Below are 20,262 nucleotides of genomic sequence, written 5' to 3'. Positions count from 1 at the left end.
GGCGATGCCCGCATGGCGTGGCCTCCGGTGCCGGGCCGGAGGCGTGCGCGCATGAAACGCAACTGGAAAGACCTCGGTGAAGTCTGGTCGGGGCGTGACCTCGCCGTCGGCGAAGTGGTCACCCTGAACGTGTTCGACAAGGCGCTGGGCACCCTGCTGGAGCAGATCAGCTTCCGTGCCAGTGTCGACCGGCGTGCACGTTACGTCTGGGTGCAGGACTTCTGCCAGTACCTCAACGCGCACTCGGCCCTGGTCCATGCCGGCGTGGAAAACGCCAGTGGTGATTGGGAGATACTCAGCAGTGGTTACCGCAACCACTACTGGAACCTGTCCTCCCGGGATCTGCTGGTGACCAGCACCGTGCCCGGTGTCTGGAACTGGAGCAGCGAGCGCTGCATACCGCTGCACGCGACGCACAGTCAGCCCATCGGCACGCGCATGCGGCTGAACGTGCGCTCCGCCAATGGCCTTCTGCTGGAGACCTTCACCTACGACCTCGACTGGTTCGGCATGCACTACTGGCCGAAAGACCTGGCGGAGCGGATCAACGCCGTCAGCCGTTTCGTGCGCGCCGGCCGTGCCAACGGCGAAAGCATCCGGCCCGAGGCCGGCGCGACGGAGAACTGGATCTGGCTGCCGTACAACGGCGACTTCAAGGTGTCCTGGTTCCCCGAAGCCGTCAGCGTGAACGACGAAAACCAGGACGAGGACGAACGTGCTGAAGGCGAGGGCGCCAAGCAGCCCCTGTTCGTCTTCGACTACAACGCCGACCGCCTGGTCGCAAGCCCACCCCTGGTGGCCGGCGCGCTCCTGGGCCAGGCGAAGTGGCCGGGGGAGCTGGCCCAGCGGATCAACGCCGTGTCGCAGTACCAGCAGGCCGGGGTGAATGCGGGCGAACTGTGCCTCGCCGGCAGGTTGCCGAACGTGAAGGACGCCGGCTGCATCAGGGTGCAGCGTGACCTCGTCGCCGACGAGCGCGGCAAGGCTTTCGTGCTGGACGACGCCAGCGAGGAAGTGCTGGAAGAGACCGACCTGATCCCCAGCCTGGACCTCAAGGCCAAGGACCGGGTGAAGGTCACCATCAGCACCCGCGACCAGGGCCGGGAGTGCGAGACCCTGACCTTCACTCCCGTCCCCAACCGGCTCAAGGCCGGCCAATGGCACCACGACCTGGCATTGCATATCAACGCGCAGAGTCGCTACGTCAAGGCGTGGGTCGAGGACGAGGCGAGCCAGTCCTGCGTGGCCAGGGAGGCGGCCAAGGGCAGTGTGTTCTGGTTGCCCGTGTGGCCCTCCCTCGAACTGCAGGTGGCCATGGCGGTGGTGTCGTCCAGCAGTTCCGTCCAGACGCTCGTTGCCGGGGACAAGAAGGACGAGGCGCAGAAGCTGGTCGGCAGCGAACCGTGCAAGGTGCTGTGGCCTTGCCCGCCTGGCAAGCGGGCGTTTACCACGCTCATGAGCCCGGACAACTGGGTCAAGGGGCCGGCGCTGGGTGCGAAGGACTTCGTGGCCGATCAGCAGATGGTGATCCGGGTCAAAGGCAGCAAGACCGGGCGGATTCTGGAAAGCCTGGTGTTCTGGCCCAAGGCGGAGCGCCTGGGGCTGAAGGCATGGATGCAGGATCTGTGCGAGCAGGTGAATGGGCAGTGCACGTTCCTGCGGGCGGGGGAGGCCAATGCGAAGACGTTCGTGATCGAGGCGTCGGGTAGCAAGGACGGGAACTGCTTCTGGACGCCGGTGGGGGCGGGGTTTGAGGTTGAGGCGGAGATTTTGTCGGGCTTTGTGCCGGTTGAGGAGCCTATCGAGGAAGAGGGGGAGATAGGTCTCCATGTGGAAGAGGCGGGGATGACCAGTGAAGACAGGCAGTTGTTTGAGCAATACGCCGAGTCGAAGCGGTTGATATCAGTGGATGCGCAGACGGGGATTCCGGTGTTGCGGATTCCAGTGGCGGATTTTTATGCGGATGACAGTTTCAGAGAGCCATTGAAAGTCAGTCTGTCCTTCGACAGTGGTGTTTTCCTCAGCTTTGGTGGAACTCCCCGATATCTTCCTATAACTCTAGATAAGTCCACCCGGAAAGGAAAATTCATTTTACGCTTACGTGATGGCCGCAGAGTCACGGTGGACTCAGCAATGAGTGACCCTGTTAATGGAGGGGATTTTACTGTATCGGCAAAAACTATTGTTGCTATCGGTGAGTTTCAGTATGTAGGGTTCACGGTAACTTATAAGGATGGAAGTGTCGATGAGTTCGTAAATTTAGGGTCCGTTAATGGGGAGGCATATTTGCCACTAAGTCGGTATTCTATTGCATCAGGGAGTGAGCTTAAGATTACCCCTACTACGAACGGACTTCAGCTCGACCCCATTATAGATAGCTCCTCGCGTGAGCTGAAAATAACAAGAAGTAGTGAGGCGTTGCTGGAGGCTAAAGTAACTAACATAGATAGCTGGATTTGCTATGTGCTCGATAGTATTGTTGTGTATCCAAATAATGCGGCTGAGAAGGTTTCCTGGAAAATTACTCAACCAAGCAAATTGAAGGTCAATATCGAGGTCAGCGGTCCGGAGGGAGATGGTAAGGTGATTTATCGAATTACCACTGATAGCTCTGAACGACTCATAAGTGTGGAGATGGAGCAGCAATATTCCTTCACTGTGGACAAGACCACCAAGACCGATACGGCTGTTTACAAGGAAACGCTTGAGTACGATGATGACGGCAAAGTCAAACATCACGATATCTGCCCTGGCAGCGGTATGGACGATCTGGTGCATGAATACACCTACTCCGAAACGGGCACCGTTCTCACCGGCTACTTCAAGGCTGCAATTCCGAAAACCGTCTTCACCCGTACCCACAGCTTCTCCAGTGAACAAAGCAGCGAAGAAAAGTATGGCGGCACGACGCTGCCCGTCAACCGCAAGCAAGTCGTTACCCTCGATAAGACCAACCAGTGCGTGGTGACCTCGACCAAGGTTTGTGAAGGCGATGTACAGGTCGATGAGCAAACCCTGACGGTCGACGCCCTCGGCAATCCTTTGATCCGTGGAGAGAACGATCGGATTACCCGTTTCACCTATTACAACAACTATCAGCAGTATGGAGTCATCAAGAGTGAAGAGAGGGTCCATAACACCAGTCTCTTTGGTTACCTATTGAAGCCGGCTGACTACGCTTTGCCTACTGGATGGGCATGCCTGATCGGAGGACGTGCCGGCTTGACCTGGGGGACCTACCTCAAAGCCAAGGTCTTTATGAGACCGGCGCAGAACAACTACGCCAAGGATGCCTTTTCCTTGCCTGTGGATATCGTTCACTGCGGCAGTAGCAAGCCTTTCTCTAGTGACGTGGAGTCCGAACTGGTGACCCGCAAGGTTGGCGACAAGGAAGTGGCGCACAGCCTGACCTACTTCGGCTACGAGTCGGTCAACGGCCGGATCATGATGGTGAAAAAGCTCACCGTACTGCAGCCGAACTACACGGAAGTCAACGTTACCGCGCAGCAACTCAAGGTCGCGACGGCCGCCGCACAGCCACTCATCGACAATCTGAAGGAAGAGATGGGCTATGCCGACGCAGATAACAAGCAGACGTTGAAGAGTACTCTCGATTCACTGGAAAAGAGCCTGAAGGCACAGAGTGAAGTCAACACCAAAGGCTACAAACTCGGCGACTGGAAAAGCGCTTCGATGTCGGTGGAAACCTACGACTACCACACCGACAAAACCAAGGCGGGCTACGGCACGATGAAGTCCATCGACAGGGTGCTGCTGGACAAGGATGGCAAGGCAGTGGAGGCCTCAAGACGAATCACCAAGATGGACTATTCGGAGGATGCCGCCGACACCACCCGGGTGGTGATCAAAATCACGGTGTCAGGCAAGGGTATGACGGACGTCGTTTCCAGCCAGACCCGCTCGCGCCATACCGGGCGCTTGTATGCAAGCGTCGACAGCCAGGGCGTCAAGACCGTCTACACCTACGATGGTCAAGGCAACCTGACCAGCGAGACGACGACCAAGGGCAAGGCCACTCTGCGCAAAACCACGGTGACCCTGGTGCGCAACCTGGGCCGGCAGTACGAGCAGGTCGAAGGTGATACCACTAGTCGCCTGGAGAAAGACGTGTTGGGGCGCAGGGTGAAAATGTGGGTGAAACCGCAGGGGGCCGACGACTTCCTGGAAACCTGGCGCTGGGTCTACGACTCCTGTGGCCGCACCATCACCAGCGTCGAGACTGACTATGGCGTGGACAACAAGAAGATCTCGGAGCGTCAGATCAACTGGACCTACGACGCCACCAGCGGCAAGGTCACTATTGACAACATGCTCAAGGGCGCCGATGGCAAGGTAATCAAGACGATCACCCAAACGGTGGTGCCAGCCGTCAAGGGCGAGTGCTTTACTCAGGGCACTTTCAGCATCGACCGGGCTTTCAATCCGGCGACCAACACCCTCACCGAGCACTATGCCACCAGTGGTGGCACAAGCTGCAAGATCGAGCGCAGCATGAGCGCCGACGGGCTGATGAATTCGGTGCGCTACCTCAAGGTCGACAAGGACAAGAAGGAGGCCGAACACGACAAGATCACGTTCGAGCATGACAAGTACGGGCAGTTGAGTAAGGCCAAGCCGACGCTTGGGGCTGCGTCTGCCTACGAATACGATTGTGCAGGTCGGCTGCTCACGACCGCTAGGGACGGTGTGATTTTGACCAACTCGTACGCTACTTCCACCCTTGCGCCCGTATCCGAAATTAGCTATGTCGAGGTGCCAGGTGCGAGCCTCCCTGATCCTTTTTTGATTCCTCTGGGTGCACAGGACGTCGACGAGCTCGGTCGGGTCACCAGCCAGTCGCTTAGAGATGGGGAAACCGAGTTCAGCTATGTCGGCGGCTCCATGATCTCATCGCTGAAGACGGCCCCCATGAAACCAGAGGTTGTAGAGGGTTATTCAAGTTCTCTGGACCAGGTATCTAGAACCCAAACCCAAACGTTCAAGCAGAGTAACGTCGACCAGACGTCGAAACTCGTGTTCAGCACGGGAGGCCGTGTCTTGTCGTTCACCGACCTGACTGGAGTGATAACCACCTATGAATATGACTTCTTCAATCGCGTGGTCCGCTCAAGCAACGAACACTGTGAGTCTACGTTCGTTTATGGTGACAATGGCTTGCTCGTCAGTGAGAGCACCAAGGCGGTAAAAGCAGGCATGACCATGAAGGTGAGTTACCTCTACGATGAGCTGGGACAGGAAACGGATCGAACCTTTTCATGTGAAGGAGTGGACAAACTTGCCCTCAATCGCGACCTGTTGAAGGATGGGCGATTGAATGCGGTTTACTGCAAGCAGGCGGATCGCCAGGCGCATTTTGACCTTTTTAAATACAACAGCTCACTGCGGCTGGAGCAATGGCAAGGCTCGGGGGATGATGTGTTCTTTTATGACAGTGTAGGCAACATAACCAAAGGATTGGGGCATCGGTTCTATTACCTCTTCAAGAAGGAGGGAGTCATCAGAAGGATTGGTGATCTTGATGACGATGAATTCGACGACACCTCATCTTCAGTAAGCACGCCTACCTATGATGCTGCAGGTCGCTTGACCGCAGCGTTTGACCGCAGGGTGAGCTATCACGCCAATGGTCAGATCAATACCTATTCCACTGATGGCGACAAAACCAAGTACACGTTCAGCTACGATACCGAGGGCCGCGTGCGCGGTGGCACGATCGGCACCAAGACCGACACCTACCATTACCGTGGCGACTGTGTCTATGCGCTAGTGCAAAGCGACAGCGGCAAGAGCGACGGTTACTCGAAGCGCACGCTCGTGCTGCGCAACGACAGTCGCGCTTGCCTGATGCAGGATGCGCTCATGGATGGCGATGACAGCAAGATAACGCGCTCGTTCGAACTGCGCGATGCGTCCGGCACGGTATTCGCCAGTATCGACCTCAAGTCGAAGAGCATTACGTTGTTCCGTTATACACCTTATGGGAAGCGGAGCAGCGGGGATAAATCGACCACGTGGCTGGGCTTCAAGGGGGAGCCACTGAGCCGCACGGGACTTTACTATCTGGGGAATGGCTACCGTGCCTACGATCCCGCCTGGGGGCGTTTTCTGACGCCTGACAGCTTGAGCCCGTTCGGGGTTGGGGGGGCCGCTTCTTATATGTTCTGTGACGGCGACCCGGTCAACAAGCAAGACCCCAGCGGCCACCAGATCGTCGCCGAGTACGAACGCTGGCAATACGCGCCAGCGATCGAGACCACCGCTTTCCGTATCGTCGCCGGAGCCCTGGGTATCGTGCTCGCGCCGTTCACGGCAGGGATGTCGACGTTGCTGGTGGTGGCCACTACGGCGCTGGCGGTCATATCCTTCTCGTTTGACGTGGCCTCGATCATCCTCGCCGAAAGCGATCCGGAGCTGGCCAGAACTCTGGAAACCTGGGGACAGGCTTTCGCCATCGCGGGGGCGGCGGCGGGCATTGCGACGATGGTTCACGGCTGGAAGGGTTTTCCACGCAATATCTTCAAGGTGCGTGGCGGGCCATCCCATCCGACCCCGGTGAACTGGATCAAGACCCCGGCGGAACTGCGTCTGGACAAACTAGGTAGGACCCAGTGGCTGAACGGCCTGATTCGCGGCGCGGAAGAGGCCAAGGTGGCAGGTACTTTCAAGGCGTTCAACGCCAAGTACTTCCTGCCCGAACCGTCGCTCGTCGGCGGTGCCCGCGTGGCGGGTGCTTCCGGCGTGAGCCTGGGCGCACGGCTCAGCAGCTCGACGAAGAACCTGTACACCGGGATCATCCGCCAGGTCGACGATTCGTTCGACTTCCTGGGCTTCATGCTGGACATGAACTCCGGGCCGAACACCTTGGTTTCGAAGTTCCTGCCACCCTCACCCAGCGCGACCAGTATCGTGTCCATCGTCGGCGGGCCGTTCCCGGGGCGGGAGAAGTTGTTCCCGTAGTTACAGTGTGAATAGGGCCGCTTTGCGGCCCTTCGCGAGCAAGCTCGCTCCCACAAGGTACGGGCCAACCCTGTTCGCGAAGGGCTGCAGAGCAGCCCCAGAATCAGCCTCGCCCTCGCGCCAGCGTCATCGCTGTATCCTCGATCATGTCCTCCTGACCCCCGACCATCCCGCGCCGGCCCATCTCCACGAGAATCTCCCGCGCCGACACGCCGTATTTCTTCTCCGCCCGCTTGGCAAACAGCAGGAACGACCCATAGACCCCGGCAAAGCCCATGGTCAGGGCATCGCGGTCGCTGCGGATGGGGAAGTCCATGATCGGCACCACGCGGTCCTCGGCCACGTCCTGGATCTGGAACAGGTTGACCCCCGTTTCGATGCCCATGCGCTCGCACACCGCTACCAGCACCTCCATCGGTGTGTTACCGGCACCGGCGCCCAGGCCGGCGCAGGCGGCATCGATACGCGTGGCCCCGGCGGCGATAGCGGCGATGGAGTTGGCCACGCCCATGGACAGGTTGTGATGACCATGGAAACCAATCTCGGTCTCCGGCTTCAGCACCGCGCGCAGGGCGGCGACCCGGGTCGCGACGTCTTCCGGTAGCAGGTAGCCGGCGGAGTCGGTCAGGTAAATGCAGTTGGCGCCGTAGCTTTCCATCAGCTTGCCTTGTTTCGCCAGGCCGTCCGGGCTGTTCAGGTGGGCCATCATCAGGAAACCGACCGTATCCAGGCCCAACGTCCGGGCGTGGCTGATGTGCTGTTCGCTGACATCGGCTTCGGTGCAGTGGGTGGCCACGCGGATCGTGGAAACGCCCAGTTCATGGGCCATTTTCAGGTGGTCGACGGTGCCGATGCCGGGCAGCAGCAAGGCCGAGACTTTCGCCCGCTGCATCAGCGGAATCACCGCCGACAGGTATTCCTCGTCCGTGTGCGCAGGGAAGCCGTAGTTCACCGAACTGCCACCGAGACCATCGCCATGGGTGACCTCGATCAGCGGCACGCCGGCGGCGTCGAGGCCGCAGGCGATGTCCTTCATCTGTTGCAGGGTGATCTGGTGGCGCTTGGGGTGCATGCCGTCGCGCAGGCACATGTCATGCACGGTGATGCGTTTGCCGCGAAGGTCCATGGTGGGCTCCTTAAACGTGGGCGGGTTGTGCGGTGACCGGGCGCGGCTGCAGTTCGCCCTTGAGGATGGCCTCGGCGTACATTTCGGCGGTGCGCGCGGCAGCAGCGGTCATGATGTCGAGGTTGCCGGCGTACTTGGGCAGGTAGTCGCCAAGGCCTTCCACCTCCATGAAGATCGATACCCGGTTGCCGTCGAACACCGGGCCGTTGACAAGCTTGTAGCCGGGCACGTAGCGCTGCACCTCGGCGATCATCGCCTCGAGGGCGCGGCTGATGGCGTCCTGGTCCGGTTCGTCGGCGGTCAGGCAGTGCACGGTGTCGCGCATGATCAGCGGCGGTTCGGCGGGGTTGATGACGATGATCGCCTTGCCTTTCCTGGCGCCGCCGACCTGTTCGATGGCGCTGGCGGTGGTGCGGGTGAACTCGTCGATGTTCTTGCGGGTGCCGGGGCCGACGGATCTGGACGCGGCGGTGGCGATGATCTCGGCGTAGTCCACCGCCTGCACGCTGGCCACGGCGGCCACCAGCGGAATGGTGGCCTGGCCGCCGCAGGTGACCATGTTGACGTTCATCGCGCCCAGACCGAGGTTGGCCGCCAGGTTCACCGGCGGGACGCAGTAGGGGCCGATGGCCGCCGGAGTCAGGTCGATCATCAGCACACCCAGCTCGTTGAGCTTGCGGCTGTTCTCGGCGTGGACGTAGGCGGAGGTGGCGTCGAAGGCGATCTGGATGCCGTCTTCCAGCACATGGGGCAGCAGGCCGTCGACGCCGTCGGCGGTGGTCTTCAGGCCCAGCTCGCGGGCCCGGGCCAGGCCTTCGGAGGTGGCGTCGATACCGACCATCCACACCGGCTCCAACACCTCGCTGCGCTTGAGCTTGTAGAGCAGGTCGGTGCCGATGTTGCCGGGCCCGATCAGCGCACAGCGGATCTTCTTGTTCATGCTCGATGACTCCGTAAAGGTGGTGTGCTCAGGGCACGAAACGCAGGCTGGACTGGCCCAGTCCGCTCATGGAAAGGCTGATGCGGTCGCCCGGGCCCACCGGTACCAGGGGGGCGAGGGCGCCGGAAAGGATGATTTCGCCGCGACGGAAGGGAATGCCCAGCTCGCCGAGGGTGTTGGCCAGCCAGGCCACGGCGGTGCAGGGATGGCCCTGGACGGCGGAGCCGAGGCCGCTGCCGGCGGGCTGGCCGTTCTTCAGCAGGTGCATCTCGACTCGGGCCAGGTCCAGCTCGCGCGGGTCGATGCGCTGCGCGCCGAGGGCGAAGACGCCGCAAGAGGCGTTGTCGGCCACGGTGTCCTGGATGCGGATCTTCCAGGCATCGATGCGTGAATCGACGATTTCGAAGCAGGGCGCCACGGCTTCGGTGGCGGCCAGCACGTCGCTGGCGGTGATGCCCGGGCCGTGCAGGTCTTCCCCAAGGATAAAGGCGATCTCGCCTTCGGCGCGGGGCTGGATCAGGTTGAAGCGCGCCAGGCTGACTTCACTGGCGTCGGCCACCTGCATGGCGTCGGTGAGGAAGCCGAAGTCAGGTTGATGGACATTGAGCATGTCCTGCACGGCGCGGCTGGTGACGCCGATTTTCTTGCCCACCACACGCTCGCCCAGGGTTTCGCGGCGTTGCAGGAAGCGCAGGGAGATGCGGTAGGCATCGTCGAGGGTGATCTGCGGATAGCGCTCGCTAAGCGGGGCGAGGGTCTTGCGGCTGCGCAGGGCGTGGAACAGCTCGGCGCCGAGGGCATCGATCAGGGTGGCATCCATGGGGTGCGGGCTCTTGCTGGGAATAAAAAAGGCCGGTGCCAACGGGTTTCGCCAGGTGCCGGCCAAAGTGAGAAGCAGGTGTCAGCCGACCCACACGGTGGAGTCGGCACCGCCGTCGACGTCGATGATCTTGCCGGTGACCCAGGCCGAGGCCGGGCTGGCCAGGTACAGTGCGGCGGCGGCGATGTCTTCCGGGGTGCCCAGGCATTTCAGCGGGGTGTTGGCTTCCATGCTCTGGCGCATGGCGGCAGGCATGACCCCGGCCAGAGCGTCGGTCAGGGTCGGCCCGGGGGCGACGGCGTTGACCCGGATCTGCGGGGCGAAATCCTGGGCCAGCAGGCGGGTCAGGTGGCTGAGGGCGGCCTTGGCGCTGCCGTAGGCGCTGAAGTGGCGCTGCGAGTAGCGGGCTGCCACCGAGCTGACATTGACGATGTTGCCACCGCCGGCCTCGCGCATCAGTGGCACGCAGAGCTGGCAGAAGGCGTAAGCGGTGGAGACGTTGAAGCGCAGGATCTCGTCGAACTGCTCCGGGGTCATGCTCAGCGGATCGTTGGGGCCGCCGCCGCCGACGTTGTTGACCAGGTGAGTGAGACGGCCCATGTGTTCGCGGGTCTGTTCCACCAGGGCCTGGCGTTGCTGGCTGTCGGTGACGTCACAGGCGATGGCCAGGGCGCGGCGACCACGGGCGCGGACTTCCTCGGCGACGGCCTCGACCTCGGCCAGTGAACGGGCCGAGCAGACCACGTCGGCGCCGGCCTCGGCGTAGGCGAGGGCGATGGCGCGACCGATGCCACGGCCGCTGCCGGTAACCAGGGCGACGCTGCCGTCGAGGTGGAAGCGTTCGAGGATGCTCATGCGGGGTGTCCTTGTTCCGGTTGCCAGGAGGTATGGAACGGACTATGGCGGGCGGGACGGGGGCGGGGCATCGTCTCAACGGACTAGCGGAGATGGCTGAAATGCCCGCTGTCGTTGATCCCCTCTGTTATTCGCTACGCGTTTACAGCGTCAGCGCGGCAGGAGGATGATCACCAACAGGCTTCAGCCGAGCCCAACTCACAAGCCCCGCGCTCCCAGTGAAGCACCGCGCCCGTCACCTGCATCGGCGGCTTCAGCCGCTGCGCCGGTCCCCACGGTGTATGTTCGCGCCACAACCCCAGGTCGGCCCGGGTTTCTGCGGCCAGGGGCAGGTCTTCTGCCACCGTGCCCTGTTCCTCCAGCCACTTCGCCGTGCGCGCCAGGGACAGCCTGGCCAGGCTCCCGCAGCCCGTGGCCAGGCGTTCGGCCAGCCCGCGGATCGCTGCGGCCGCCATCAGGTAGCCGGTCGCATGGTCCAGCGCCTGCACTGGCAAGGGGACCGGGCGGCTGGCCTGTTGCCAGCGCATGCCGGCATGAGCGATACCGCTGCTCATCTGCACCAGGCTGTCGAAACCCCGGCGCAGGCGCCACGGCCCGGTCCAGCCATAGGCATTCAGGCTGACATCCACCAGCGCCGGGTTCAGCACCCGGCGCTGGGCATCACCATAGCCCAGGCGCTCCAGGGCATCGGCACGGTAGCCATGCACCAGAATGTCGGCCTGGGCGAGCAAGCGTTCGAAGACCTTGCGGTCGTCGGCATCGCGCAGGTCCAGACGGGCGCAGCGCTTGCCGAGGGTGACTTCCGCCACCAGCGCCGGTTCTTCCCAGCCCGGTGGGTCGATGCGCAGGACCTCGGCGCCGAAACCGGCCAGCAGGCGAGTGGCGATCGGCCCGGCGAGAATCCGGGTCAGGTCCAGCACCCGCACGCCCGCCAGCGGCCGCTCCGCATGCCCGGGCCAGATCCGCGAACCCTCGGCGTCGAAGACCTGGCGACGGATCAAGGGTTCGGCATTCACTGCCAGTCCCTGCGGGTGCTCCGACCATTGTTGCCAACTGCGCATCTGCGCCGCGCAGCCGCCGTTCTCGACGATGGCCTGCTCCAGTTCTCCGGCCGTCCAGGACAGCACCCGGCGGGCCATGCTGTCGCGGTCGGCGGCGGGGCCAAGGACCTGCTCGGCAACAGCGCGGTGATGCGCAGCATTGGTGTGCAGGCGGATCCAGCCGTCGCGGGTCTGATAGTCGCCGGCGATCGGGTCCCACGGTGGTGGCGGTTGCCAACCCTGGGGCCGCAGGCTGGAGGCGAACCAGAGCGCGGCCAGGCGGCGGTCCACCAGCACGCGGTGGCATTCGCCGGCCTGTTGCTCGACCAGTGCGGCGACGGCGAGGCCGGCGGCCGCGATGCTGGTCGCGGCAAGTGCCGTGACGTCGAAAGCGGACGGCAGGCTGCCCGGCGTTGCAAAGCGCACCGCGCCGTCGGCAGGTGGTGGGAGGTCGAGGTCATGGGCGATGGCGCCGAGCAGTTTCAGCATCGTTGTCCTCCGGGGATATCGAAGGAAACAAGTGAAGCCAGTCAGCGCGCGAAGGTCAAATCCCGGAGGGGTCGATACGTCTCGCGGCGGCTTGCGCGACGGATTCGGGGCGTGACCAGATCCACAGGTTGCCCAGGGTCATGCCGCCGATGGCCAGCCACACCGGCCAGCGGTGTTCGAGGAAAACCAGCATGAGCGTTGCGCAGAGCAGCATGCTGACCGTGGCGCTGACCTTGGCCCGGCGCTGGATCACCTTGCCGTTGCGCCAGTTGTGCAGGATCGGGCCGAACAGCCGGTGGTTCTCCAGCCAGGCACTGAGGCGCGGCGAGCTGCGGGTCGCGGCCCAGGCGGCGAGCAGGATGAATTCGGTGGTGGGCAGGCCGGGCACGACGATCGCCACCAGGCCGATGCCCAGGCTCACGTAGGCCAGCAGGCCGTAGAGCACGCGGGAAAGCTTCGAGGAAGAGGGTCGGGTCATGGGCAAGTCGACTGCACGGGGAAGTCCGGCCGTCATCATGACGGCCGGAGCGCGATCAGGCCAGTTCGGCTTTAGGCGCAGTGGCGTAGGCGTGCTTGAGCAGCGCGGTGAAGCGCTCGAAGGCAGCGACTGCACCTTTGTCGGCGGCGGCTTCTTCTTCGGCAGAGAGTTCCAGGCCATCGAGGATGCGGGTGAACTGCTTCCAGCCTTCGGCACGGCCGCCGGCCGGTTCGCCCAGGTGGCGGGCGCCGAAGTTCTCGTTCAGGTCCAGGGCCACGGCGCGCTTGATCAGGAAGGCGGCGCCGAGCTTGGAGCCTTCGGAGACGAAGAGCCAGGCCAAGGCCTCGCCCAGGCTCGGGTTCTGCAGGGCACCCGGGAAGTCGGCGGGGACTTCGGTGTCGAGGTCGGCCAGGTCCAGGCGGGCCTGTTCGGCGCGGCAGCGTTCGGCCAGGTCGGGGACGATGGCGATCAGGCGCGGATCGGTGTACAGCGCCTTGAGTTCGTTCTGGAACAGGTACTGGGCGACGACGAAGCGGGCGAAGTTCTCACGGGTTTCGAAAGGCGCGTGGGACTTGACCAGCGCGTCCAGCTCGCTGTGCGGCGCGTGGGTGATCTGATTCAGGCGCTGCGAGCGCAGGCTGGCGCGTTCGGTGTTGGCTGTCATTGGGAATTCCTTGCGTTTGGGACGGGCCTTGTAACTAGACGAGCAAGATGACGGGCGACAGTAAAAAAACCTCACATGGGTATCAGATAAACATTTTTCGCCTGTTCCGGCCTCATCGCGGGCAACGCCCGCTCGCACAAGGACCGCATGCACCGCTAACCCTGTGGGAGCTGGCGAAGCCTGCGATGAGGCCGGAACTTTCACCCGAAGGCCTGGGCCTCTTCCACCAACCAGTCATGCACTGCCCGCGCACTCGGGTGCGCCAGGGTCCCGGCGCTGTACAGCAACACATAGCGCTTGTGATTCGACACCGGTGCCCCGAACGGCACGATCAGCGTCCCGCGCTCCAGCTCGTCGTTGAGCAGGGTGCGCCGGGCAATGGCCACGCCGATCCCGGCGATCGCCGCCTCGATGGTCAGGTGGTTGCGGTTGAAGGTGTGCCCGCGCCGCACATCCAGTCCTTCGGCGCCAATCGCCTTGAGGTAGAACTCCCATTCCGCGTATTCGGAACTGCCACGCCACGCCGTGATGTCATGCAGCAGCGGGTAATGCACCAGGTCGCTCGGCCCGTGCAGCGGCGGGCGGCCGCGGAGCAGGGCGGGGGAGCAGACCGGGAAGATTTCCTCGTCCAGCAGCGGCGTCGAATGCATGCCGGGGTAGCTGCCGTCGTTGAGGTCGATGGCCAGGTCGAAATCCCCTTCGTGCAGGGCCTGGTTGCTGTCCTCGGCCACCAGGCGCAACTGGATGTCCGGATAACGCTGCTGCAGGCGTGGCAAGCGTGGCGTCAGCCATTTGGCGAGGAACGACGGGATCGAGCGCAGGCGCAAGGTGCCGCGAATCTCCCCGGCATCCAGGCGCCGCAGTTCGGCATCGATGCTGCCGTAGGCCTCGTGCACGGTCAGGGCCAGGCGCTGGCCTTCGGCACTCAGTTCCACGCCCCGGGCACGGCGCAGGAACAGGCGAAAGCCCAGGCGTTCCTCCAGTTGGCGGATCTGCTGGCTCACCGCCCCCGGGGTGATGTGCAGTTCCTCGGCGCAGCGGGTGAACGACAGGTGTCGCGCCGCACAGGAAAACACGTGCAACCAGACATACATCTGGCCGTTCATGGGTCGCCTCATCGTTTAGTCCTGCTAAAGCCTTGCTTAGAACGTTTCGTTGGTCGTAGGAAAAATCCTGCGGCAGTATCTCTCAACCTAGCGTCAATTCTCAATTTTTTCACCGTGCACCGGAATGGCCTGCGTCCGCCGGTTACCGAGGCATTAGCATGGCTATCAGTGTTTTCGACCTGTTCAAGATTGGCATCGGCCCGTCCAGTTCCCATACCGTCGGTCCGATGCGCGCCGCCGCGACCTTCGTCGAGGCTTTGCGTCGGCAGGATCTGCTGGATGCGGTGAGCCGTGTCGAGGTACGCCTGTACGGTTCGCTGTCGGCCACCGGCGTCGGCCATGCCACCGATCGCGCCTGCCTGCTGGGCCTGATGGGCGAGTGGCCGGACCGTATCGATCCGCACTGCATCGGCCCGCGGATCGAGCAACTGGAGAACACCGGCGTGCTGGTCCTGGGCGGCAGCCAGACGATTGCCTTCGACTGCAAGCGCGACCTGCTGCTGCTCGACGAAAGTCTGCCGTACCACCCCAACGCCATGACCCTGGAAGCCAACGGCACCGATGGTCTGCTGTTGCAGCAGACCTACTACTCGGTGGGTGGCGGCTTTATCGTCGAGGCGGCGGAAATCGGTGGCGGGGCTGCGGTCGCGCAGGTGCAACTGCCCTACGAGTTCTCCAGCGCCGAGGAACTGCTGGCCCTGTGCAAGCGCCACAACCTGCGGGTCAGCCAGTTGATGATGGCCAACGAGCTGGCCTGGCGCGAGGAGTCCGAGGTACGCAGCGGCCTGCTGCAACTCTGGGCGGTGATGCGCGAATGCGTGGCCAACGGCCTGAGCAACGAAGGCATCCTGCCCGGCGGACTCAAGGTCAAGCGTCGTGCGGCCAAGCTGCACCGCAGCCTGCAGGAGCTGGGCAAGCCCAACGTGATCGGCTCGACCCTGAGCGCCATGGAGTGGGTCAACCTGTTTGCTCTGGCGGTCAACGAGGAAAACGCCGCCGGCGGGCGCATGGTCACCGCGCCGACCAATGGCGCCGCCGGCATCATTCCGGCGGTGCTGCATTACTACATGAAGTTCAACCCCGAAGCCCGTGACGACGACGTGGTCGACTTCCTGCTTGCCGCCGCCTCGGTGGGCATCCTGTGCAAGAAGAACGCCTCGATCTCCGGCGCCGAGGTCGGCTGCCAGGGCGAGGTGGGTTCGGCCTGCGCCATGGCGGCGGCAGGCCTGGCCGATGTGCTCGGTGCGACCCCGCCACAGCTGGAGAACGCGGCGGAAATCGCCCTGGAACACAACCTCGGCCTGACCTGCGACCCGGTCGGCGGCCTGGTCCAGGTGCCCTGCATCGAGCGCAACGCGATCGCCGCCGTGAAGGCGATCAATGCCGTGCAGATGGCCTTGCGCGGCGACGGCGAGCATTTCATTTCCCTGGACCGGGTGATCCGCACCATGCGCGACACCGGCGCCGACATGCACGAGAACTACAAGGAGACTTCCCGCGGCGGCCTGGCCGTCGCCTTCGTCGAGTGTTGAAAAACGCCGCCCGCAGAGGCGGTGTGGTTATTCATGAGCAACAAGAACAATTACAAGGCGTTATCGATGACTGATGTACAAAGCACCACGAACCTGCGTGTCGAATCGGCCGGCCCCGTCACCACCGGCTGGAACCGTCACGACACCACCTGGACCCTCGGCCTGTACGGCACCGCCATCGGCGCCGGTGTGCTGTTCCTGCCGATCAATGCTGGCGTCGGCGGCTTCTGGCCGTTGCTGATCCTGGCGTTGCTGGCGTTCCCCATGACCTACTTCGCCCACCGCGGCTTGACCCGCTTCGTGCTCTCCGGGCGCAAGGGCGGCAAGGAAGACATCACCGAGGTGGTGGAAGAGCACTTCGGCGCCGGGGCCGGCAAGCTGATCACCCTCCTGTATTTCTTCGCTATCTTCCCGATCCTGCTGGTGTACAGCGTTGCCTTGACCAACACCCTGGGTAACTTCCTTGAACACCAGTTGCACATCACGCCGCCGCCAAGGGCCTTGCTCTCGCTGCTGCTGATCTGCGGGCTGATGATCGTCGTGCGCTGCGGCCAAGGCATCATCGTCCGGGTCATGAGCGTGCTGGTCTATCCCTTCGTCGCGGCGCTGCTGCTGCTCGCCATCGGCCTGGTGCCCAACTGGAACGGTGCGTTCTTCGCCCAGGCGGGCGAGGGCATGGACCCTGGCCTGCTGCTCAAGACCCTGTGGCTGGCGATTCCGGTGATGGTCTTTGCGTTCAACCATTCGCCGATCATCTCGGCCTTCGCCGTGGCGCAGAAGAAGCAATACGGTGAGCGCGCCGACCAGAAAAGCGGAAAGATCCTGGCGGTCTCGCACCTGATGATGGTGCTGACGGTGATGTTCTTCTGCTTCAGCTGCGTGTTGGCCCTGTCCCCGGCCGACCTGGCGGCAGCCAAGGCGCAGAACATCTCGATCCTGTCGTACCTGGCCAACCACTTCCAGACCCCGATCATCGCCTTCGTCGCGCCGCTGATCGCGCTGGTGGCCATCACCAAGTCGTTCCTCGGTCACTACGTCGGTGCCAGCGAGGGCTTCCAGGGCCTGATCGTCAAGAGCCTGCGCGGGCGTGGCAAATCGATGTCGGCCAAGGGCCTGGAGCGGGTCACCGCACTGTTCATGGTGCTGACCTGCTGGATCGTCGCCACCCTCAACCCGAGCATCCTCGGCATCATCGAGTCCCTGGGCGGCCCGGTGATCGCCTGTTTGCTGTTCCTGATGCCGATGTACGCGATCAACAAGGTGCCGTCGCTGCGCCAGTATTCGGGCAAGGTGTCGAATGTGTTCGTGGTGGCGGTGGGTCTGATCACCCTGTCGGCGATTGCCTGGTCGGTGATTGCCTGATCTCAGGCTGAGGTTTTCAGGGCCCTATCGCTGGCTTGCCAGCGATGAGGTCCTTGAGGTCACCGCTGCAAGTATTTCCAGAGCGCATCCGCTACCGGCGACGCGCTTTTCCCATCCCCGAACAGCCGCTGCCCGATCTGCAACCCCAACTGCCGATAGCTCTCGAACTGTGCTTCATTGAAGAACTGGTCCGCCGTGCTCTCGTTGGGGAAGGTCGGGTGCGCGCCCGCGTAGTTGACCAGGTCCACCGGCAGCCCGGCGATCAGATTCGGCTTGATCAGCAGGATCCGCGCGGTCAGTTCGCCGTGCTGGTCGATCACCTTGAACAGCATCGCGCAGCGCCGGTAATCCGCCTCCCCACGCTCGGCCGTCTCCAGGGCGAAATTGCCGACATGCCCGAAATACGGCGCCAGTACCGGATCGGCAAAGACTCCGGTGTCCTCGCGGATCTCCAGCGCCTGGTCGATTCGCGCCAGACGGATGAGGTTGGCCAGGTCGTTGAACTGGTAGGTCGGGTCGGCGCCGCAGTCGCAGGTCACGATGAGTTCGATGTTGCGTCCATCGCGGATCAACTCGTAGGTGGCGGTGTTCTCGAAGTGGCCGCCATCGGACAGGTACTGGAAGTCGCGGTTCAAGCCATGGAAGCGCGCAGTCAGCTCCTGGTACAGGTAGTGCTGGGCGGGCAGGGTGCGTTCGCGCAGGGTGTCGCGGCTTTTGCGGGTGCCGGTCAGCAGTTCGCCGTTCTGCAGGAAGTCGGCGGGCCACCAGGTGCCCAGGCGCATGTTGGTCAGGCCCAGGGCCAGCGAGGTGCCGAGGCTGGTCTGCCGGCCAAGGCCGGTGGACACTGCGGCGCCAGAGGTGGCGACCCAGTGGGCCAGGGTCAGCGGTTGGTACATCTCGCCGCAGTCCGGCTGAGGTGCCCGTTGCCGCGGTTCGCCGTCGAGCAGGTAGCTGACGCTGGCCATCCCCTCGGCGCCGGACGGCGCCAGGCACAACGGTTTGCCTTTGCGGTCGCGTTGCACCAGTTGTTCGGCCGGGTCGACGGTCTGGTTGAGGGTGACGTTGATCAAGTGCACCGGCGCACAACCGTTGTTGGCGTAGTAGTCCTCGATGCCGATATCGTCACCTGGCAGCGTCTCGGCGACGCTGAGCAGGCGCTTGCGCTGGTTGCGGGTGTTGCCGGAGAAACGCAGGCCGTTGGAGGCACCCAGGTAGGCCCGGGCCAGGCGCGCGCGGTAGAACGCCTGCCACGACGACAGGTTGATGAAGCCGATGAACTTGCCCGAACCCAGGCTGCACACCGCCGCCAGTAGTACCAGCACCGCCAGGCGCGCCCAGCCTTGCGAGTCGGCCACGGCATCGCTGCCGAACCGCACGTACTGCGCCAGCAGGCCCCAGAACAGCGCAACCAGCATGAAGATCGCCACCCCGGCGAGGCCGGCGATCAGGCTGATCGGCAATTTGCTCAGCCAACTCGGCGTGGCCTTGTCATCGCTGGACAGGGAGGCCTGGCGCACCAGCGCCATCAACAGCGGCAGCAGCGCGCCACCGGACAGCAACGCTCCCTGGCCTTCGGCGACACGCTGGAACAGCCATTCGCTGAGCCAGGGCATCAGGGCGAAGAACACGCTGACCAGGGTGGCGACGATGGCGGTGGCCAGGCGCCGGGTCACCAGAACCCGGTAGGTGCCTACGCTGTTCTCCCGGGTCAGGGCCTTGTCCGGGTTGATCCGGCCGCTGCCCAGGTAGCTGCACAGCCACAGGCAGTAGGCCAGGCCCAGGCCGCAGACCAGCGCGGACAGCACCAGCAGGGCCCGTAGGCCACTGTCGATGCCGGGGGCGAGCAGGCCGAGGCCAAGGAACACCACGCCGGACAGCACATACAGCCCGGTCGCCCGATTGAAGGGATGCAGCGAGTCATCGTCGTTGCGCCGGCGATAGACCATCCAGAACGCCAGCATCAACGGCAGCACGGCCAGCAGGACCAGGGCCGCGGGCATCCACCAGAGCGAACCGCACAGCAACTGCGCGACACTCGCCGGTAGTGCGCCGCTGACCGCCATGCACGCCGGGGTGGCGCCGATCAGCACCTGGACCAGGATGGCCAGGGCCAGGGTGCACAGCAGTGGCATGCCGATGACCATGTGCACCGCGAACAGGTTGCGCAGGGACAGGCCGAGAACATAGAAGAGGTCGCCGGCGCCGCTTGGCGTCAGGTAGCGGCCGTTCTCCCGCAGCCAGGCCAGTGGCGCCGCGTCGACCGGCTGCTGGCGGTAGTCGTCGCCGGTGTGGATGCGTCCCGGTGGTTCGTAGTCGAGGGTGTCATAGGCGTCCCGCGCCGCGTCGACCCTGGCCTGCTCGGCCGGGCGGGCATCGTCTGTCTCAAGGACACCGCTCTGTTCCCGGCCGCGCAGGCGACCGGGGAGGAACAGGCTGCCGAAGAACGAGCCGAGGTAACCGCCGCCGCTGACCGTGGACAGGTAGTCGAAGCGCGGCAACAGGCGCTCGTCGAGCGCGGGGGGCTGGCCATCGTCCCGCGCGGGTGCATCCGCTGAACGGGCGCGAGCCAGGGACTGGAGGACGCCAAGGCAGAAGGTGGCGCTGCGGATACCGCCACCGGACAGCGCCAGGGCCCAGCGACCTTTGTCGCTGGCGGGCAATGCCAGCAGGCGCCGACGTTCATCGATACGGGCGTGCTCGGCGTCGAATTGTGTGTGCTGCCCGGGTGAAGCGTTTTCTTCCCTGTCCATGTTCCGCCTTTCTTCATAAGGGAGGTGAGTCCATGGCGAGCGAGTGTAGAGCAGGGAAATAGCCAGTTGCCACCACTGTGAAAGGTGTCGCAAATTCCCTGCGCGCAAAGTTTTCGCGGCAT

General features: G+C 63.5%; 12 protein-coding genes. 3 read left to right on the top strand and 9 right to left on the bottom strand.

All coding sequences use genetic code 11. From position 1 onward, the window contains the following. Positions 1 to 51: 51 nt before the first annotated feature. Positions 52 to 6,978 (top strand): RHS repeat-associated core domain-containing protein, encoded by a 6,927-nt coding sequence (locus tag AC5QPF_RS16570; protein WP_494958929.1) that lies wholly within the window; start codon positions 52 to 54, stop codon positions 6,976 to 6,978. 103 nt (positions 6,979 to 7,081) lie between these two features. On the opposite strand, the gene dmpG is transcribed toward AC5QPF_RS16570, so the two are convergent. From dmpG to AC5QPF_RS16530, 8 genes are all read right to left on the bottom strand, one after another. Continuing rightward, positions 7,082 to 8,104 (bottom strand): 4-hydroxy-2-oxovalerate aldolase, encoded by a 1,023-nt coding sequence (dmpG, locus tag AC5QPF_RS16565; protein WP_494958928.1) that lies wholly within the window; start codon positions 8,102 to 8,104, stop codon positions 7,082 to 7,084. A gap of 10 nt (positions 8,105 to 8,114) precedes the next feature. After that, the gene (locus AC5QPF_RS16560) at positions 8,115 to 9,044 is read right to left on the bottom strand and encodes an acetaldehyde dehydrogenase (acetylating) (RefSeq protein ID WP_494958927.1); all 930 of its coding nucleotides are present in this window, start codon (positions 9,042 to 9,044) and stop codon (positions 8,115 to 8,117) included. A gap of 28 nt (positions 9,045 to 9,072) precedes the next feature. Then, complete coding sequence (locus AC5QPF_RS16555) at positions 9,073 to 9,864, bottom strand: fumarylacetoacetate hydrolase family protein (RefSeq protein WP_494958926.1); 792 nt, start codon at positions 9,862 to 9,864, stop codon at positions 9,073 to 9,075. Between the two features lie 81 nt (positions 9,865 to 9,945). Beyond that, entirely contained in the window at positions 9,946 to 10,719 is a 774-nt protein-coding gene (locus AC5QPF_RS16550; protein WP_494958925.1) for a glucose 1-dehydrogenase, read from the bottom strand. A gap of 170 nt (positions 10,720 to 10,889) precedes the next feature. Continuing rightward, positions 10,890 to 12,248 carry a CoA transferase gene (locus AC5QPF_RS16545; protein WP_494958924.1) on the bottom strand — a complete coding sequence of 453 codons (1,359 nt, stop codon included), beginning with the start codon at positions 12,246 to 12,248 and terminating at the stop codon, positions 10,890 to 10,892. A 55-nt stretch (positions 12,249 to 12,303) separates the two neighbouring features. After that, positions 12,304 to 12,726, bottom strand: coding sequence for a DUF454 family protein (locus AC5QPF_RS16540; RefSeq protein ID WP_494958923.1), 423 nt, complete (start codon positions 12,724 to 12,726; stop codon positions 12,304 to 12,306). A 55-nt stretch (positions 12,727 to 12,781) separates the two neighbouring features. Then, positions 12,782 to 13,390 carry a biliverdin-producing heme oxygenase gene (locus AC5QPF_RS16535; RefSeq protein WP_494958922.1) on the bottom strand — a complete coding sequence of 203 codons (609 nt, stop codon included), beginning with the start codon at positions 13,388 to 13,390 and terminating at the stop codon, positions 12,782 to 12,784. Between the two features lie 200 nt (positions 13,391 to 13,590). Continuing rightward, the gene (locus AC5QPF_RS16530; protein ID WP_494958921.1) at positions 13,591 to 14,508 is read right to left on the bottom strand and encodes a LysR substrate-binding domain-containing protein; all 918 of its coding nucleotides are present in this window, start codon (positions 14,506 to 14,508) and stop codon (positions 13,591 to 13,593) included. 146 nt (positions 14,509 to 14,654) lie between these two features. Between AC5QPF_RS16530 and AC5QPF_RS16525 the strand changes: the two genes are divergently transcribed. Both AC5QPF_RS16525 and AC5QPF_RS16520 read left to right on the top strand, forming a co-directional pair. Continuing rightward, positions 14,655 to 16,028 (top strand): L-serine ammonia-lyase, encoded by a 1,374-nt coding sequence (locus tag AC5QPF_RS16525; protein ID WP_494958920.1) that lies wholly within the window; start codon positions 14,655 to 14,657, stop codon positions 16,026 to 16,028. Between the two features lie 66 nt (positions 16,029 to 16,094). Further along, on the top strand, positions 16,095 to 17,390 hold the full coding sequence (locus AC5QPF_RS16520; protein ID WP_494958919.1) for a serine/threonine transporter: 1,296 nt from the start codon (positions 16,095 to 16,097) through the stop codon (positions 17,388 to 17,390). Between the two features lie 59 nt (positions 17,391 to 17,449). On the opposite strand, the gene AC5QPF_RS16515 is transcribed toward AC5QPF_RS16520, so the two are convergent. Beyond that, on the bottom strand, positions 17,450 to 20,140 hold the full coding sequence (locus AC5QPF_RS16515; protein WP_494958918.1) for a hypothetical protein: 2,691 nt from the start codon (positions 20,138 to 20,140) through the stop codon (positions 17,450 to 17,452). Between the last annotated feature and the right edge of the window lie 122 nt (positions 20,141 to 20,262).

Source organism: Pseudomonas sp. Con_6 (genome assembly GCF_059379395.1).
This window is presented reverse-complemented; position numbering and strand designations above follow the sequence as displayed.

Excerpts from the sequence above, each read along its gene's own strand:
- AC5QPF_RS16545 (WP_494958924.1), bottom strand. The coding sequence starts at position 12,248 with ATGCTGAAACTGCTCGGCGCCATCGCCCATGACCTCGACCTCCCACCA.
- AC5QPF_RS16530 (WP_494958921.1), bottom strand. The coding sequence starts at position 14,508 with ATGAGGCGACCCATGAACGGCCAGATGTATGTCTGGTTGCACGTGTTT.
- AC5QPF_RS16525 (WP_494958920.1), top strand. The coding sequence starts at position 14,655 with ATGGCTATCAGTGTTTTCGACCTGTTCAAGATTGGCATCGGCCCGTCC.
- AC5QPF_RS16520 (WP_494958919.1), top strand. The coding sequence starts at position 16,095 with ATGACTGATGTACAAAGCACCACGAACCTGCGTGTCGAATCGGCCGGC.
- AC5QPF_RS16555 (WP_494958926.1), bottom strand. The coding sequence starts at position 9,864 with ATGGATGCCACCCTGATCGATGCCCTCGGCGCCGAGCTGTTCCACGCC.
- AC5QPF_RS16570 (WP_494958929.1), top strand. The coding sequence starts at position 52 with ATGAAACGCAACTGGAAAGACCTCGGTGAAGTCTGGTCGGGGCGTGAC.
- dmpG (WP_494958928.1), bottom strand. The coding sequence starts at position 8,104 with ATGGACCTTCGCGGCAAACGCATCACCGTGCATGACATGTGCCTGCGC.
- AC5QPF_RS16535 (WP_494958922.1), bottom strand. The coding sequence starts at position 13,390 with ATGACAGCCAACACCGAACGCGCCAGCCTGCGCTCGCAGCGCCTGAAT.
- AC5QPF_RS16550 (WP_494958925.1), bottom strand. The coding sequence starts at position 10,719 with ATGAGCATCCTCGAACGCTTCCACCTCGACGGCAGCGTCGCCCTGGTT.
- AC5QPF_RS16515 (WP_494958918.1), bottom strand. The coding sequence starts at position 20,140 with ATGGACAGGGAAGAAAACGCTTCACCCGGGCAGCACACACAATTCGAC.
- AC5QPF_RS16540 (WP_494958923.1), bottom strand. The coding sequence starts at position 12,726 with ATGACCCGACCCTCTTCCTCGAAGCTTTCCCGCGTGCTCTACGGCCTG.
- AC5QPF_RS16560 (WP_494958927.1), bottom strand. The coding sequence starts at position 9,044 with ATGAACAAGAAGATCCGCTGTGCGCTGATCGGGCCCGGCAACATCGGC.